Origin of the sequence: Brumicola pallidula DSM 14239 = ACAM 615, assembly GCF_000428905.1 — a bacterium.
Lineage (GTDB): Bacteria > Pseudomonadota > Gammaproteobacteria > Enterobacterales > Alteromonadaceae > Glaciecola > Glaciecola pallidula.
The window spans coordinates 20168-37353 of record NZ_AUAV01000015.1; the positions used below are offsets into that span (position 1 = coordinate 20168).

A 17186-nucleotide genomic window follows, 5' to 3' on the forward strand; every position below is an offset into this window, starting at 1 on the left:
TTTTATTCAGCGCCCTTTTCTGAGTCTTTAGTATCCGCTTTAATCACCGTTGCAATTGACAGCTCAGCCAATTGTTCAGGGCTTGCAAACCCTGGCGCATTAGTCAATGGACAAGCGGCTGTTGTGGTTTTTGGAAATGCCATTACGTCACGAATTGACTCGGCACCAGTCATCAACATAACCATTCTATCCAAACCAAAGGCTAAACCCGCGTGAGGAGGAGCTCCATAACGCAATGCTTCAAGCAGGAAACCGAACTTTTCATTGGCTTCTTCATCTGTGATACCCAGAAGTTTGAACACGGTCGCTTGCATATCCATGTTGTGAATACGCACCGAACCACCCCCTAATTCAACGCCATTAAGCACCATGTCATAAGCATTTGACAAGGCGTCAGCCGGATTCGCTTTTAAGGCTTCAATGTTGCTGTCACGAGGTGCAGTAAACGGATGGTGCAGCGCATATAGATGTCCATCAGCTTCTTCGAACATTGGGAAATCGACAACCCATAAAGGACACCACTCGCCCTCTAACAAGTCGAAATCTTCGCCTAATTTTAGGCGTAAGGCACCCATTGCATCGGTAGCTATGGTTTTAGTATCTGCACCAAACAAAAGAATATCACCGGTTTGTGCACCAGTTTTTTCAAGTAGTGCCGTAATGCTAATTTCATCAAAAAACTTAAGAATAGGTGATTGTAAGCCTTCAACGCCTTTACTGAGGTCATTGACTTTGAGCCATGCCAGGCCTTTGGCTCCGTAAATACCAACAAACTTTCCGTAATCGTCTATTTGCTTGCGCGATAACGTGGCGCCACCAGGCACTCGGATAGCTGCTACACGGCCTTTTTCATCATTCGCTGGGCCACTAAAAACTTTAAAATCGCTGTCTTTTACAATGTCATCAACGTCGACTAATTCAAGTGGATTACGTAAATCAGGCTTATCGCTACCATAGCGCTGCATAGCCTCTGCATAGCTTATAGTTGGGAAGTCGCCTAAATCCACATTTAACAACTGAGTAAAAAGTGAACGCATCATTTTTTCTGTGATTGCCATGACATCTTCGGCGTCCAAGAAAGTGGTCTCGATATCTATCTGGGTAAATTCAGGCTGGCGATCAGCACGTAAATCTTCATCACGGAAGCACTTTACAATTTGATAATATTTGTCCATACCCGACATCATCAACAACTGTTTAAACAGCTGTGGTGACTGTGGCAATGCGAAAAACTGACCTTTATGTGTTCGACTTGGCACTAAATAATCACGCGCCCCTTCCGGTGTAGCTTTGGTCAAAATAGGCGTTTCGATATCAAGAAAACCGCCATCTTCAAGGAAGCGTCTAACCGCCGCCGTTACTTTAGAGCGAAAAACTAAACGCTGCGTCATCAAAGGACGGCGCAAATCTAGGTAGCGATATTTTAAACGCTGCTCTTCTGAGTTATCTTGGTTGAAATCAAGTGGTAATGCTGGTGCACTATTAAAAATAGATAACTGTTTGCCAAGTATCTCAATTTCACCGGTTTTCATTTCTTTGTTTATTTGCGTATCCGGTCGCATACAGACTAAACCAGTAATTGCGACACAGAATTCATTACGTAGAGTGGAAGCAAGTTCGAATGTCTCAGCAGCGTCTGGGTCAATAACAACCTGCACAATGCCTTCACGATCTCGTAAGTCAATAAAAATCACGCCGCCTAAATCACGTCTTTTGTTTACCCAACCATAAAGTGTGACTTCTTTACCGGCATAACTTACATCAATATTTCCACAGTAATCTGTGCGCATAAACTTAATCCCAATAGTGCTGTTTTTGTTTTGTATTTTTTAATACTTGCATAATACTAGCGCCGCTTCAGGTTTCCTGGCCACTTTGGCTATAAGGCAGGCAAAACAAACGCTAATCTGAATTGTGTCAGGCTTCTATTTTAAAGCCACCGAAAGTGCGAAATTATAAACTAAACAATGCGGATTCTAAACGACTGAATCAATATATTCGGTAACTAATTGTGGGAATGTATCGGATCAGGTGTAAATAGGTAGCAAGGCGCTCAGCAATTGAGCACGGTTAGCCAATTTAGCCGGCAGCTAAATCATCAAGCACAATTTTGCAACTCATAGGCTTTTTTGGGCAAGGCGACAGACGTCATCTTAGGTAATTGCAGGTTATCGTAAATAACCGGCTAAAAATCAATAAGGAAAGCAGATCACGTGCTCAACTTCTAAGTGAATACCAAACGACTCCCCTATTTGATGGTCATGGTGACTGGGCGCTAAGCAAAGCAATGGTTCACCTTGGTTTAACGACAATCGATACAATATATGGGCGCCGCGAAAAGAACGCCCTACCACCTTCGCTTTTAAGACACTTTCGTCCTGATGTCTTAAATCGTCTGGCCTGACTAACATTTTTGCGATATCACCGACCTTAAACGCGGCGTTATCTATATATTCTTGCGGCAGAAGAAAACGACCTAGTTGCGTTTCAAGCCACAGAAGTTTGTCGTCACTGGCTTCAATTTTACTCTCGCTGTCATTTTCATACGCCACCACTTGCACTGGAATAAACACACCTTCGCCAACAAAATCTGCAATGAATTCTGTCGCTGGCTCGTGATACAAGTCGTAAGCGGTGCCCCATTGTTGGCATTGTTGATGATGCAGGACACCTATCTTATCTGCCATTGCAAACGCTTCGGTTTGATCGTGAGTAATCAATAGTGCTGTGATATTTTGCTGCTTAATAATGCTGCGAATTTCGCTCGACAGGCGCTCTCTTAAGTCTGGATCTAGACTCGAAAATGGCTCATCCAGTAATAACAAATCAGGTTTAGGAGCAATCGCTCTTGCAATGGCGACGCGTTGTTGTTGTCCACCGGATAGTTCATGCGGATATTTACTTTTAGCATCATTCAAGCCTACCAGCTCAATCGCTTCTTGAGCGAGTTTGAGGGCCTCAGACTTGGATAATTTACTTAAACCGTAGGCAACATTTTTAAGCACATTCATGTGTGGAAATAAAGCAAAGTCCTGAAACACCACGCCAATCTTACGTTTTGCTACCGGCATTTTATATCCAGCATCGCTAACTATAATGTCATTGACGCTAATGCTTCCGGCCTGCACAGACTTAAATCCTGCAATGGCTCGCAGTAAGGTCGTTTTACCGCAACCGGATGGCCCTAGAATGCAGCCTATTTCGCCCTGTTGCAATGAAATCGTTAGCTTTTGTAGCACTTTTTGTGTACCAAAACTCAACGATAGATTGTTAATATCAAGCATATTTTCGTTCTATTCCATCAAGCGTTTTAGTGAGTATTATTACCGGCAAAATGCCAACCAAGACAATTGTGATTGAAGGTAGTGCCGCGTCAATCAAGCGTTCATCTGAGGCTAATTCAAAGGCTTTAACAGCCAATGTATTGAAATTAAAAGGGCGCAGCACTAGAGTAGCAGGTAATTCTTTAAGTATGTCGACGAAAACCAGTAAAGTAGCACTTAACAAGCTCGCCTTTAACAATGGAATATGAATTCTCAATAGTCGCTGCGTTGGTGAGTCACCCAATACTTTTGAAGCCTCATCCATACTAGGTTTTATGCGTTGAATGCCAGCTTCGGTATTGTTTAAGGCAACACTCATAAAGCGGATCGCGTAGGCAAAAATAAGCGCGAACACAGTACCGGAGAACACCAAACCGGGCTGAAAATCAAACCACACATTGGTCATCACATTCAGTTTTATATCTAACCATCCTAGCGGAACTAACACCCCTATCGCGATAACTGTGCCCGGTAGCGCATATCCTAACGATACTAATTGTATGAAGCCGCTCACTGTTTTAGAGGGATGCAGGCGTTTAGCATAACTAAACAACAATGCCATAGCAACCACAACAATGGCACCTATGCTAGCCAACATCGCCGAATTCATAGCGTATTCGGGGTAGTCTGCCAAGTTCGAGAGATCGGAGAAACTGAGCGCCCAAGTGGCTAATTGTACAAATGGGATAATAAAGCCAAATGCGACAGGTAAACTACAAAGCACAAATATTAGAATGCCATTGATGCCGTTCACTTGTTTAGCCTGAGCCGACTTGCCTTGTCTAGACGAATAATTCTGAGAGTCACGTCGGCTCATTTTTTCTACCATGATCAAAATAAAAACAAATAAACATAGAAAACCTGAAAGCTGAGACGCAGCCTTAATATCGCCCATACCAAACCACGTTCTATAGATTCCGGTGGTAAACGTGCTAACACCAAAGTATTCAACCGTGCCAAAGTCGGCTAATGCTTCCATCATTGCTAGAGCAGCTCCAGTCATAATTGCAGGACGAGCGAGTGGTAAAGCAACTTTAAAAAAGTGCTTTAATGGCGATACCCCAGCCAGTTCACTCACTTCACGGTACTTTTGCGATTGCTCAGAAAAGGCGGTTCTTGCCAGTATATAAACATAGGGGTAAAGCACTAGCGACATCAGAATGATTGCACCGGATAACGATCTGACTTCAGGAAACCAATAGTCTTGAGCGCCCAAATCAAATGTACCGCGGATAAAGGTTTGTAGTGGGCCAGCAAAATCAAGTAAACCGGTGTACGTGTAGGCAATGATATAAGCTGGCATAGCGAGTGGTAATAATACCATCCACTGAATTAAGCGCCGCCCATAAAAATTGTAATTAACAATAAGCCAAGCTAAGCATGTACCTAGTATCGTTGCACCAAAACCAACACCAAAGGCAAGCATTAGGCTATTGCTTATATATTTGGGCAGCACCGTTGCAGCAAGATGCTGCCAAATAGCCGTGTCCCAAGAAAAGAAGCTGAAAAATATTACGAAAAGAGGCAAGCCTAATAACAGACCTGCCAATACCGAATATATTGTAAAGGCTGAACCTTTCAATGCAGTTTTTATCAATCGACTAGCGCCAACCTGCTTTATCCATCAACATAAGCGCTTTTGCGTTAGTCTCGCCCACTTTCGCTAATGATACTTCTTGCGCTTTAAATGTGCCCATATCTTGGAGGGTTTGGCTCCATTTTATACCTGCCTTTACTGGGTATTCATGATTTGTTTCAGCGTACCAAACCTGAGCCTCATCGGTTAACATAAAACGGATAAGCGTTTTCGCGGCGTCTAAATTGCTAGCATATTTCGCAATGCTAACACCTGAAATATTAACATGCGTACCAATGGTGTCTTGGTCCGGCCAAAATACAGCGACTTGCTGAGCTGTTTTTCGAGTCGCTTCGTCATCGGCGTTTAGCATGCCGGCTAAATAATACGTATTAGCAATAGCAACATCACACTCCCCAGCAACAACGGCCTTAATTTGGTCACGATCGCCCCCCTTCGGCGTGCGCGCAAAATTTGCCACTAGGCCTTTGGCCCAATCTAGTGTTTTTGCTTCACCTTGCGTTTGGATCATGCCTGAAATCATGGATTGGTTATAAATATTATTGGATGAACGAATACAAATTCGATTTTTCCATTCTTTGTTTGTTAATGCCTGCATGGTTGACAATGACGCAGGGTCAACGCGGTCTTTAGCATACATAATCGGACGTGCACGCAATGTTAGTGCCGTCCAATGTAATTCCTCATCCCGCAAATAAGCCGGCACATTGGTTATAATAACCTCATCGGCGTTAGCTTGCGTTATTCCGAGTTGCTTTGCCCTCACCAAACGACCAACATCAGCGGATATAAGCACATCTGCAGGACTAAACTGTCCTTCTGATTTGATCCTTGAGATAAGTGCATCAGCGTCACCCGTAATCAAGTTCACTTTAATGCCAGTTTGGTTGCTGAAATCATCTAAAATCGGTTTAATCAGCGCTTCTTTACGTGCAGAGTACACGTTAACTTCAGCACTGACGCTGTGTGCAGAGAAAATTACTAACGAGAATAAAACGAATAAACGAGAAATGCTTATGGTCACTTTTTTTCCATCCCTTTAAACTTTATAAATCATGTGGCCGTATGGTAGTTGATAATAGTTCTCAATTGCAACTAGGGATCACTTAAATCGTTTAAAATGCCCAAAATAGCTTTGATTAGGTCCATAGGATATACTTGGTTCTATTATTTGGGCTGAATATATGCTTTTTATCGAATGAATGATTCAAGATTAGTTTATTCGACCGATACAGGTAGAATAAAAGAGAAGACCGCTAGCTTACAAAATGCCCCAAAGGGCGATGGTATTGTAAGGATACGAAAAGAAACTAAAGGCCGCAAAGGCAAAGGCATGAGTATAATCGACGGTCTAGAAATGAGCGATGCTGACCTCAAGATGCTATGCAAAGAATTAAAAAAACAATGTGGTTGCGGAGGCGCAGTAAAAGGATTCAGCATCGAAATCCAAGGCGATGTGCGCGATAAACTTAAACAAATTTTAGAGATCAAAGGAAAGCGCGTCAAGTTAGCAGGCGGCTGAAATTTTTGAGAGATAACTAAGTAATGCATAAACTTTCGATATCTGATCTGCACATATTATTGGTCGAACCGTCCGATACGCAAAGCAAGATCATTAAAACGTTACTGCTCGCAGAGAATGTACAAACAGTTGATGTTGTGCAAAACGTCGAGCAGGCCAAAGCGTCTATAAGGGCCCATGGCGCAGATATGGTGGTGAGCACCATGTATTTGGCAGATGGTAATGGCTTAGATATTTTAAGATTCATTAAAGACGATGACGCTAATGCATCGATCCCCTTTATGCTGGTGAGTAGCGAAAATAGCATCAGCAAACTTGACGAATTTAAGCAAGCGGGTGTTGCTGCAATTCTTCCAAAACCGTTTGAGCCTATTCACTTATCTCGTGGCTTAAACGCGAGTTTGCAACTCATCAATACCGACGAAATTGACTTAAACTATTTTGATGCGCAAGACGTGCGAGTGCTTCTTGTGGATGACAGCCGATTAGCGCGAAATCATATTCGCAGAGTGCTCGAGGGCATGGGATTAAGCAAGGTAATGGAAGCCGAAAACGGCGCTCATGCTCTGACCTTATTAAAAGATAACGAATTCGATTTAGTTATTACCGATTATAATATGCCTGAGATGGATGGCAGAGAGCTCTCGGAGTTCATTAGATTCAATCCAGCGACAACTCATATCCCGATCATCATGGTTACGTCTGAGTCATCGTCAAGTCCACATATGGCTAATATTCAACAAACCGGTGTTAATGCGCTTTGTGATAAACCGTTTGAATCGGATGAAGTAAAAGCAATGTTAGTAAGATTGTTGGATTCTGACCTATAAAGTAGGATAATTAGTATCTTGAATATAAATATTTAGGAATTTTCTCCTTTTATCCATTGACACTGCGCGACCACTTACTTACATTTCATTGTGGGGCGGTTATTCGCATCTCTCTATATTATACCAAATAGCGCCCGTCAGCAGTTTGGTATTCACCGTTTACACAAAGGATATGAAGTGCCCAAACAAGAACTTGAAGAAATACGCAAAAAGATTACGTCACTTGATTCCGATTTACTTTCTCTATTGGCTACTCGTCAAGGACTAACTAACCAAGTTGCAGAAACAAAAGTCAAAAATCAGATCCCTGTGCGTGATCAGGCGAGAGAAGAGCAACTTCTTATTCGTCTGATTAAGCAAGGACAAAAAGCAGGTTTAGACCCTCACTACGTAACCCAATTATTTCATGTCATCATTGAAGATTCAGTATTAAACCAACAAGCTATGTTGGCGCGCTGGGCCAATCCGGGTAGCGAAAAACCACTTAATCGTGTGGCATTTTTAGGTGACAAAGGTTCTTACAGTTACCTTGCTACGCAAAAGTACTTTTCAAGACGCCCTGGAGAATTACTAGAAATAGGCTGTCAAAGCTTTGTTGAAATTATCAATAAAGTCGAATCAGGTGAAGCAGACTTTGCAGTGCTGCCGATTGAAAATACGTCATCTGGCAGTATTAATGAAGTATATGACCAATTACAACATACGCGTTTGAGTATCGTTGGTGAACTGACTCACCCAATTAAGCATGCCCTTTTGGTCTCAGATGGCGTTGAAATCAGTAAAATCAAAACACTGTATGCGCATCCGCAAGTGTTTGCTCAATGCAGTCATTTTTTAGCTGAACTAGGCAATGTCGAAGTAAAACCTTGTGACAGCACTTCTGCCGCAATGATTGTTGTGAATGAATTACGTTCAGGTGAAGTTGCAGCCATTGGCAGCGAGGCTGGCGGAAGTTTATATGGTTTGAAAGCGATTAAGTCAAACTTAGCGAATCAAAAAGAAAACCACAGTCGATTTATTGTAGTGGCAAGTGATTCGGTGAAAGTGCCTTTACAAGTGCCTGCAAAAACCACATTAATTATGTCTACCGTGCAAAAACCCGGTGCCTTAGTAGAGGCATTATTAGTGTTGAGAGAAAATCAAATCAACATGACTAAACTGGAGTCACGACCTATTACAGGTAACCCATGGGAGGAAATGTTTTACTTGGATGTTGAAGGTAATATCGCTGATGGACCAATGCAAAATGCGATGGAAGCCCTACGTGGAATGACACGCTACTTTAAAGTACTAGGTTGTTATCCGATTGAGGAAATCAGCCCGACTAAAATAGCGGCAGTAAACGCGTTAATGGAATAGCTTTTTGGCTATTCCACTTTTTAGCTATTTAAGCGTCATTTAAACCAGCTGCCTCACTTGCGTTGTGTTTTCCTTAACAACTGGCTATCGTCGGCCTTCAGCAGTAATTGTTTGCTGTCTATTAAACATTGCTCGGCATAGTCGCCAAACCATTGCTTAGTTTCATTGAACTGATTTACAAATGATGCTTTATCGACTTCCTCGATCAGTTTCAGAGCTTCTCCAAATCGGGCATGAAAACGTTTCAGAAGAGCTAAACTTTCGGCATTATTGAAAATAATATCCGCATAAAGCTCTGGCGCTTGAGCAAAAAGTCTACCAACCATTGCTAATTCTAAACGGTAGATTGGCGAACTGAACATCAACAAGGATGCCAAACTGGGATCTTCTTCTTTGAGGTGCTGACCGTATACAAAAGTACTGAAATGTCGCATTACTTGAATAAACGCCATCGCACTGTCATGTTCTTTACTTGAGGATTCATGCAGCACCGCTCCCCAAGTTCGCATTTGTTCAAGCAGCCATTCGTATTTATCAGGCTCTCGACCATGACATACAACAACTACCTGCTTTATCATACCGGGGCTGTCAGGGCCAAACATCGGATGCAAACCAACAACGGGACCCTGATGCACTTTCAACATGGCTTGTAAAGGCTGATCTTTTACACTGGTAATATCGGCTAAAATACACTCTTTTGGCAAAGTCGATAAACCTTCAATAACTGATACAGTTAATTTTATTGGTACCGCAACAATGACTAAATCGGCACCCGTAAATATCTCGTCAGCCCTTGCCCAATCATTCTTTTCTAAGCTTGTGACCGAGTAGTCACTTTGCTCAAAGAGCGTCACAAACACCTTACCTAAGGCGCCGGCACCACCAATAATAACCACTTTATTGATACTTGGATTAATACAGCGATAATTCGTATGTTGACTCCGATAAGAGTCGCGTATGACTCTGCGCAGGACGTCTTCAGCCAAATCAGGTGACAGGCCAATAGATTCTGCTTGTTCACGCCGCGCAGCAATCATTTCAGATTCTCTGCTTGGCACATATATCGGCATACCTGTTTGGCTTTTAACCTCGCCCACCTGGCTAGTCAGCTCATTTCTGAGCTTTAATAGCTGAATCAGTTGGCCGTCAACATCATCAATATGATCACGCAGTTGAGCAAGGGTTTTATCAGTTTTTAACATACCCGTTTTACGCGTTTAAGCGCTTTGTTTGACGCATAGGCAGCACGGTGATGAGCCTGTCACGAGTCTGCAAAATAAGATCATGAGTTTGTTGCCAATTAATACAACCGTCAGTAATAGACACGCCATAGTCCAAATCTTTAAGGGTCTTGCCCGTTGAACTTTGCTTACCCTCATTTAAATGGCTTTCTAGCATGATGCCAATGATTGATTGATTACCTTCTAATATTTGATTAACCACGTTTTGGGCAACCAAAGGCTGTCTGCGGTAGTCTTTAGCACTATTTGCATGGCTGCAGTCAACCACTAAACTTGAAACAATATTTTCGTTGCTCAACTCGGCTTCGCAATCGGCAACACACACTGAGTCATAGTTAGGTTGCTTACCGCCGCGCAAAATAATGTGACCATCAGGGTTACCTTGAGTTTTTATTACACTCACCTGTCCTTGCTTATTGATCCCCATAAAGCGGTGTCCTGATGCCGCAGATTGAAGCGCATTGATAGCGATACTTAATGAACCATCAGTTCCATTTTTAAATCCGACTGGCATCGATAATCCGCTCGCCATCTCACGGTGAGTTTGCGACTCTGCGGTTCTTGCACCAATTGCGGCCCAACTAAACAATTCGCCTAAATATTGCGGGCTAATTGGGTCTAATGCTTCGGTTGCTACAGGAAGGCCTAATTCAGCTAACCAAATAAGCAATTTTCTTGCTCTGCGTAAACCTGTTTCAATGTCAAAAGTATCATTTAAATGCGGATCGTTGATTAAGCCTTTCCAGCCAGTTGTTGTGCGCGGCTTTTCAAAATAAACACGCATAACAATATAAAGCGTGTCTATCGAGGACTCATGCAAGTTCTTTAGTTTCAACGCATATTCTTTTGCCGCGTCTATATCGTGAATTGAACAGGGTCCACAGACGACTAATAAGCGATGATCTTCACCATGAATAATATCTGAAATAACTTTTCTAGATGCAATAACGCCTTGCAACGCTTTTTCACTCACTGGAAGCTCTTGACCAAGTTCATCGGGAGTGACTAAAACTTCTTCAGATGAAACATGAATATTATTAACTGTGTCTTTTTGCATTTTTTACTCTTTATAAGAAAACGGATGAGATGTTAAACGTGAGACCACAACAGCAAGAAAAGGAATAAAACTATCGAGAACTTTGCTACCAAACCAATATGTAAACTTTTATTTACATAAAGAAATCACATAAAATATAGTACTGTTTGACTTTTTAACAAACTATCGGCTTAGCTTCAAGTTGAATATGGATTAATTTGCAATAATCACAATAAAGCGCCAATTTAAGGAATGAACTAGCGCAACTGCTATATGTTACCCTTTTAATGCGATTCCACCTACCCCTGTTGTTGTCCGGATATATTAAAGTTTGAAACTAGGCATTAAAGATTGGAAATGAATGAATGTTGATATGCAAATTGTCGTTGTTAAATAACGTATAAACCTATTTGGGTAGTTCGCTACTGAGTTAAAAAGTACGAAACTGGCTAAGTGCAAGACCGATAGAAATGACAATAGATAGGAGGGTTATAGTTGAATGAGACATACGCTCTATAGTGAAACGGACATCCCAAACTCACCTGCGTCGAATAAAGCAGCTTTGTGATCAAAAAATGCCTACCGAAAAAGTAAGCACTTCTTGATGATTATGTACAACACGCACATACATAAGTTCATTCAGGCATAACGTAGTGTATGGCTAGTTTTGAAAAAACGTATTTGTTAAGAACGCTTCTTAAATCGACGTGATGCTAAAGCCATTAAACCTAATCCAAAGAGAGCCAAGGTTGAAGGCTCAGGGACTACCACAACATTAATTCCGACTTTAGCAAGTGGATTACTTTCAGGCCTATCTCCTAATGGACCTGACATTGTTGAGGCTATTTTAAACGAATATTCTCCACTAATATTTGGATTAAAATCAAGAGTCGGTGTTGTAATCGCAGGTAAGTTAGGCCCATTCAAAAAGCTGAAAAGCAAGTTTTGGGTACCTTGGGCTTCTTTAACTGCAAGACCATTAATCAAATCCCATAAGCTTATAATTCCATAGTCGACGGCTGATGTTGGGTCAACATCATAATAAATATCTACCGCAATAGTCTGCATATAACTATCTGCTGCTGCTTGTAAAGCGCTGAAGTCAGCAAATTTAATGCCTTCCATCCCAAGGAAAAAGCCGAAACCCCATGTCGCTCCTGCGGCTGAAGCACTGGGTGGGGTATTTGATCCTGCTTTTGCAAAAAAAGTTCCAGCACCATCGTTAGTAACATCTTCGTTATTAAAACGTTCGGTTGCTGTTAAGCCAATAGTAAAGTTTTCTCCACCAAATGAGTAGTTTGTTGTTGCGACGGCATCGTTTGATATGCCTGTGCCACCGCCGGTGTAAGCATTGAATTGTCCAAACTGCTGAAAAATTATATCAGCTTTTGCAATATTAACGATGCTACTCGCAGTCAAAATAACGCCGACGAGCATTATTTTTTTTACATTAAATTTCATGAAATATCCTTATTGATTGATTATACTTAATATCTACTCCCGAATTCGTAAAAGATTTTTTCAGCTCAATAGAATTCAATGACATTTGCATTTGTTATGCCAACAAATTAAAATCAATTACTTCAAGGGTTTAGTTGATTTTAATATTTTAATATTTTATAATTCTACATTGTAAAATAAGTTGACAATAAAAATAGCTAAGTATTGAGGAGGGACCTCGAAACTCAATGAGTTTTGCGAATTACCTGTGAGACGAAACAGTAAGTCAGCTAATTTGATGTTTACACCATAAAACACAGTTAATTCAAAGGTATGGTGGCTCAAACTAAGAGCGATGAGTGTTACAGAAAGCTCAATATAAAAAAACTGGCTAATGCGGATTTACTACTACTTTAGTCTACTAACCAATATTTTATGACCGATAGTTAACGATCGTTGGAATTCACCCTTTTTTATTGTAAAGGATCCTGACGGTCTGTCGATCAGATACATTTGAGATAGAAAATACGCTTAAAATCAGAATGATATGTTTTATTTATTATCCAGATAATGTTTGACAACTTTTTCTAGACCAATTGAATCAGGTAAAACAACAATTACTCCTCGGTGTAAATGAATTTTACCTTTAATGGCAGCCCCGCAGCAATTATTAATGATGGTATTTTTAGCTAGGCAACGTTTATCTTCAGCGGTTGTATCCCATTCAAATCTTACGTCTGTAAAGCCTGCCACAATTCACAGTTGTCCTGCATACTTAACCAACTCTCAGGCGTTCTGCCTAAGACTATAGAAAGTCGTAATGCCATCTCAGGGCTTATTGCACTTTGACCCTTCACAATACGGCTTAATGTCGAGGCTGCTGCGTTCAAGTGAGTCGCTAAAGCTCTGCGACTCAGGTTATATGGTTGTATATAGACGTCGTCTATAAACTCACTAGGATGTGGGGGATTATGCATATTCATTAGTGGTGATCCTCATAGTTTAGGATGAAAGCATTGCCATCCTTAAATTCAAATGTGATGCATTAATTGCGATTGACAGAAATAGACCAGATACAAGAACACTTACTCTTTTCCTAATACAAAATTGAGCAACTATTAAGATAGCCGACAGCGGCCGGCCGCACCTAATTCGATTAAACTTAGATCTCCATAAACACAGGAGATTTAGCATTATTTACTCTCGCGATCGACAGTTACACTCTATCCCTAACCGTTATTCTTATTTTCATGTGGGCTGTGGGTGCAATTGCGCATATTTGGTTAGTTATTAGTGCCGCTAAGTATCGTGCTACTGATTGATAAGGCGGCATCATTGTACGATTATACGCCGGATACCATAACAAAGTAATCAACCACCAAGGCCGCTTTATGTCAAAACGGCTTTTATTTTCTGCACTCACACAATTGCATTTAAGTCAGCAGCAGCATGTCAGTCGCGGATTTTCTCTGTATCGTAAATGTATATAATACTACTCTCCACAAATTTTCCGATTGGATCAATCGGTTTTATTAAGCGCCGCTTTCAACATTTGAGATCTATACTTTTCACACTAGGGCGACGATCGTCTTGGCTGCGAGCAAGCATAGCGTTAATAATTTTGTATTATGTCTATGTAGTTTGCACTTCGTTTTTTTTGTTAAACTTTGGATTTAGAATATGAATAGAACAAAATTATTTTCGACTACACGCATTGCAGGCGTTATCAGCCTGTTGTTTATGTCAGGTGCTGTTTTAGCAGAAACTGCTGAAATGAGTAAACCCAAAGGTGCCGTGGGTAACGGTGTTACTAAAGCATACGAAGCAAAGACTAATCAGTTTTGGTGGCCTGACCAACTCAACCTATCTGCCCTTCGTGATCACGACAGTCGTTCAAACCCATACGGTGCAGATTTTAATTATGGTGAGGCTTTTAGTAAACTAAATCTTGCTGCGGTTAAGAAAGACATAGACACTCTACTGACAACTTCACAAGATTGGTGGCCTTCCGACTTTGGTAACTATGGTCCCTTCTTTATTCGTATGACATGGCACAGCACTGGTACTTACCGAACATTAGACGGTCGTGGGGGCTCTGCTGGTGCACAGCAACGTTTTGAACCATTAAACAGCTGGCCGGATAACGCCAACTTAGACAAAGCAAAAAGATTACTTTGGCCAATCAAAATGAAGTACGGCGAGTCTCTTTCCTGGTCTGACTTAATCGTATTAACGGGTAACGTATCTTTAGAAAACATGGGCTTTGAAACCTATGGATTTGCCGGCGGTCGTGCAGACGATTGGGAGCCCGATTTAGTTTATTGGGGCCCAGAACTCGAAATGTTAGCAAGTGATCGTGAAGACCGCGATGGCAAATTGCAGCGGCCATTAGGCGCAACTCACATGGGTATCATTTATGTAAACCCTGAAGGTCCAAAAGGTGTTCCTGACCCTATTGGTTCAGCCAAGAACATTCGTACCACGTTTGCTCGTATGGCAATGAACGATGAAGAGACGTTAGCCTTAACCGCTGGTGGACACACCTTTGGTAAAATGCACGGTGCGCATAAACCTGCTGATTGTTTAGGCCCTGAACCTGCTGCAGCAGGTGTTGAAGAACAAGGCCTAGGCTGGAAAAACAAATGTGGTAAAGGACATTCTGAAGACACCATATCAAGTGGCTTAGAAGGGGCCTGGACACAAGCACCAACACGCTGGACTTCGTTATATCTGAGCAACCTTTTGAATTTTGAATGGAAGCAGACACGCAGCCCTGCAGGCGCAATTCAGTGGATCCCTACTGACGAATCGTTACATAAAATAGTCCCTGATGCGCATATAAAAGGAAAGTTTAATCCGCCGGTAATGACTACTGCAGACTTGGCGTTTAAATTTGACCCTGAGTATAGGAAGATCGCTGAACGGTTTTTAGCAGACCCAAAAGAGTATCAACTCGCTTTCGCAAAAGCTTGGTATAAGTTAACGCATCGCGATATGGGACCAAGAAGAAATTTTTTAGGTAGTGAAGTGCCTGAAGATATTCAAGTTTGGCAAGACCCTATTTCTGATGATACGCAATCAACGATTGATGTTGATGACGTAGCTAAATTGAAGTCTAAAATACTTGATTCAGGCCTCACTGTTCCAGAACTAGTCAGAACAGCATGGGCGTCTGCTGCAAGCTATCGCGACACGGATATGCGCGGCGGTGCGAATGGTGCTCGTTTAGCTTTATCTCCGCAAAAAGATTGGGCTGTTAATAATCCCGCAGAAGTAGAGAAAGTGCTGACTGTCTTGAAAAGCATTCAAAGCGAAGCAAATAGTGGTTGGTTTAATAGTGATAAAGTATCACTTGCAGACTTAATCGTGCTGAGCGGAGCTGCTGCAATCGAAAAAGCGGCAAAAAATGCTGGGTATGACATACAAGTTCCCTTTAATGCTGGACGTGGGGATGCAACACAAGAGCAAACTGGCGTTAACTCATTTTCATTGTTAGAACTCAGGGCTGACGGCTTTCGTAACTACTTTGACGTAGAAGAAAGTTATAAGTCGCCGACGGAAATGTTAGTTGATAAAGCAGACAAGCTGGATCTATCCGTTCCTGAAATGACTGTATTAATCGGTGGACTCCGCGCCCTTGATGCAAACTATGCTGGCTCCAAGCACGGCGTGTTAACCACTAACCCAGGAACATTAAGCAATGATTTCTTCGTTAATTTATTAGATATGTCGACAGTTTGGCAAAAATCTGATGAAGACGGTGTTTACCAAGGTCTTGATCGCAGCACAGGAGAAGCAAAGTGGACAGCAACATCTGTTGATTTAATCTTTGGTTCAAACTCCGAGTTACGTGCTGTTTCCGAAGTATATGCCTTTGATACATCCAAGCAGAAATTTGTGAACGACTTCGTTGCCGCGTGGGTAAAAGTCATGAACGCTGATAGATAATAATCTTTGAATACAGGCTTTCTATTAAACCTGTATTAACTCGTTAATCAGTATATTTATAGTCAAAATGCTGCATCATTTATTATGATTGCAGCATTTTTTATCTTATCCCATTAGTTCTGGTCCAGCGACCCAACGATACAAACTAAACAATTATATAACCATAATAAAGGCATATGATCGAAATGATCGCGTTGAGTAAGTCGCGGCACAGGGCATACAAGACATAGCTGCTGTTGCAGCGTTAACACTTTGGGAGCAGGGGAAATTTCATATGAATGATCCCGTTGCAATGTACCCGCCTGAACTGGCTGATTTAAAAATATATGTCAGTGGTAGCGGCGAGACTATTGTAGTCGAAGACGCAAAATTACCCCTACGTATTATTGACTTATTTACCCATACAGCAGGTTTTAGTTATCGCTTTACTGGAAGCGAAGTTGATAAAATCTATCGCGCTTCGCCACTGATGCAACGTAAGACGACACGAGAAAATGTATTTCCTAGTATTGTGTCGAGTAGATATCTTATGCCCCGCAAAGAACCGTGCTCCAGGCGACCACAACGCAGAAACTGGTCAAACTCACGCTCAACAAATTTTGGTAATTATTTACCTTGTTCAGATAGGGTTTCTTTGAATTCAGGGTAATGTCTCTCGACAAGTTGATACAGCAATGTATTTTGCGGTCGGTGGCGTTTGTATTATACCGTTTACTGAAATGCGAGCACAGCTCTCATCCTTGATTGACCTACTTGGATGAAAGTCTGGCAGAAGGTAAGAAGCATTCCTATAGAATGTTTTTCTCTTTTACTACAACGTTTCCTCACAGCATATTATGATCGATACTGAATCTAATCCAAAACGTTTTAAGTACTAACTCTTTTTGACC

The 17186-nt window shown here is 41.6% G+C and carries 13 protein-coding genes and 1 pseudogene; 5 read left to right on the plus strand and 9 right to left on the minus strand.

Translation table 11 applies throughout. The features are described 5' to 3' along the window. Positions 1 to 2: 2 nt before the first annotated feature. The 4 genes from aspS to G399_RS0106450 form a co-directional block, all read right to left on the minus strand. Entirely contained in the window at positions 3 to 1790 is a 1788-nt protein-coding gene (gene aspS / locus G399_RS0106435; protein WP_006010570.1) for an aspartate--tRNA ligase, read from the minus strand. 402 nt (positions 1791 to 2192) lie between these two features. After that, positions 2193 to 3284 (minus strand): ABC transporter ATP-binding protein, encoded by a 1092-nt coding sequence (locus tag G399_RS0106440; protein WP_006010572.1) that lies wholly within the window; start codon positions 3282 to 3284, stop codon positions 2193 to 2195. After that, on the minus strand, positions 3277 to 4920 hold the full coding sequence (locus tag G399_RS0106445; protein WP_006010574.1) for an ABC transporter permease: 1644 nt from the start codon (positions 4918 to 4920) through the stop codon (positions 3277 to 3279). The genes G399_RS0106440 and G399_RS0106445 overlap by 8 nt, the downstream gene beginning before the upstream one ends. 4 nt (positions 4921 to 4924) lie before the next feature. Further along, entirely contained in the window at positions 4925 to 5944 is a 1020-nt protein-coding gene (locus G399_RS0106450; RefSeq protein ID WP_006010576.1) for a Fe(3+) ABC transporter substrate-binding protein, read from the minus strand. A gap of 174 nt (positions 5945 to 6118) precedes the next feature. Here G399_RS0106450 and yciH point away from each other — a divergent pair, with 174 nt between their 5' ends. The 3 genes from yciH to pheA all read left to right on the plus strand — a co-directional run bounded on the left by yciH (position 6119) and on the right by pheA (position 8631). Beyond that, positions 6119 to 6442: a stress response translation initiation inhibitor YciH gene (gene yciH, locus G399_RS0106455; RefSeq protein ID WP_006010578.1), complete on the plus strand. Its 324-nt coding sequence runs from the start codon at positions 6119 to 6121 to the stop codon at positions 6440 to 6442. Between the two features lie 23 nt (positions 6443 to 6465). Continuing rightward, positions 6466 to 7272 carry a response regulator gene (locus G399_RS0106460; protein ID WP_006010580.1) on the plus strand — a complete coding sequence of 269 codons (807 nt, stop codon included), beginning with the start codon at positions 6466 to 6468 and terminating at the stop codon, positions 7270 to 7272. Between the two features lie 177 nt (positions 7273 to 7449). After that, complete coding sequence (gene pheA, locus G399_RS0106465) at positions 7450 to 8631, plus strand: prephenate dehydratase (RefSeq protein ID WP_006010582.1); 1182 nt, start codon at positions 7450 to 7452, stop codon at positions 8629 to 8631. A 53-nt stretch (positions 8632 to 8684) separates the two neighbouring features. Here pheA and tyrA read toward each other — a convergent pair whose 3' ends face one another. The 5 genes from tyrA to G399_RS21525 form a co-directional block, all read right to left on the minus strand. Then, positions 8685 to 9833 (minus strand): bifunctional chorismate mutase/prephenate dehydrogenase, encoded by a 1149-nt coding sequence (gene tyrA, locus G399_RS0106470; RefSeq protein WP_006010583.1) that lies wholly within the window; start codon positions 9831 to 9833, stop codon positions 8685 to 8687. 7 nt (positions 9834 to 9840) lie between these two features. Beyond that, positions 9841 to 10929, minus strand: a complete 1089-nt coding sequence (locus tag G399_RS0106475) for a 3-deoxy-7-phosphoheptulonate synthase (RefSeq protein WP_006010584.1) — start codon at positions 10927 to 10929, stop codon at positions 9841 to 9843. A 663-nt stretch (positions 10930 to 11592) separates the two neighbouring features. Continuing rightward, positions 11593 to 12369, minus strand: a complete 777-nt coding sequence (locus tag G399_RS22485; protein WP_006010585.1) for a PEP-CTERM sorting domain-containing protein — start codon at positions 12367 to 12369, stop codon at positions 11593 to 11595. A 531-nt stretch (positions 12370 to 12900) separates the two neighbouring features. Further along, positions 12901 to 13101, minus strand: a complete 201-nt coding sequence (locus G399_RS0106485; protein WP_006010586.1) for a hypothetical protein — start codon at positions 13099 to 13101, stop codon at positions 12901 to 12903. After that, positions 13080 to 13331 (minus strand): HigA family addiction module antitoxin, encoded by a 252-nt coding sequence (locus G399_RS21525; protein ID WP_081585766.1) that lies wholly within the window; start codon positions 13329 to 13331, stop codon positions 13080 to 13082. The genes G399_RS0106485 and G399_RS21525 overlap by 22 nt, the downstream gene beginning before the upstream one ends. Positions 13332 to 14028: 697 nt before the next feature. On the opposite strand from G399_RS21525, the gene katG reads away from it, so the two are divergent. Both katG and G399_RS22935 read left to right on the plus strand, forming a co-directional pair. Next, positions 14029 to 16296 carry a catalase/peroxidase HPI gene (gene katG, locus G399_RS0106490; RefSeq protein WP_006010587.1) on the plus strand — a complete coding sequence of 756 codons (2268 nt, stop codon included), beginning with the start codon at positions 14029 to 14031 and terminating at the stop codon, positions 16294 to 16296. Between the two features lie 274 nt (positions 16297 to 16570). Then, a pseudogene (locus G399_RS22935) lies at positions 16571 to 16690 on the plus strand (serine hydrolase domain-containing protein); the annotation flags it as partial. Positions 16691 to 17186 lie beyond the last annotated feature (496 nt).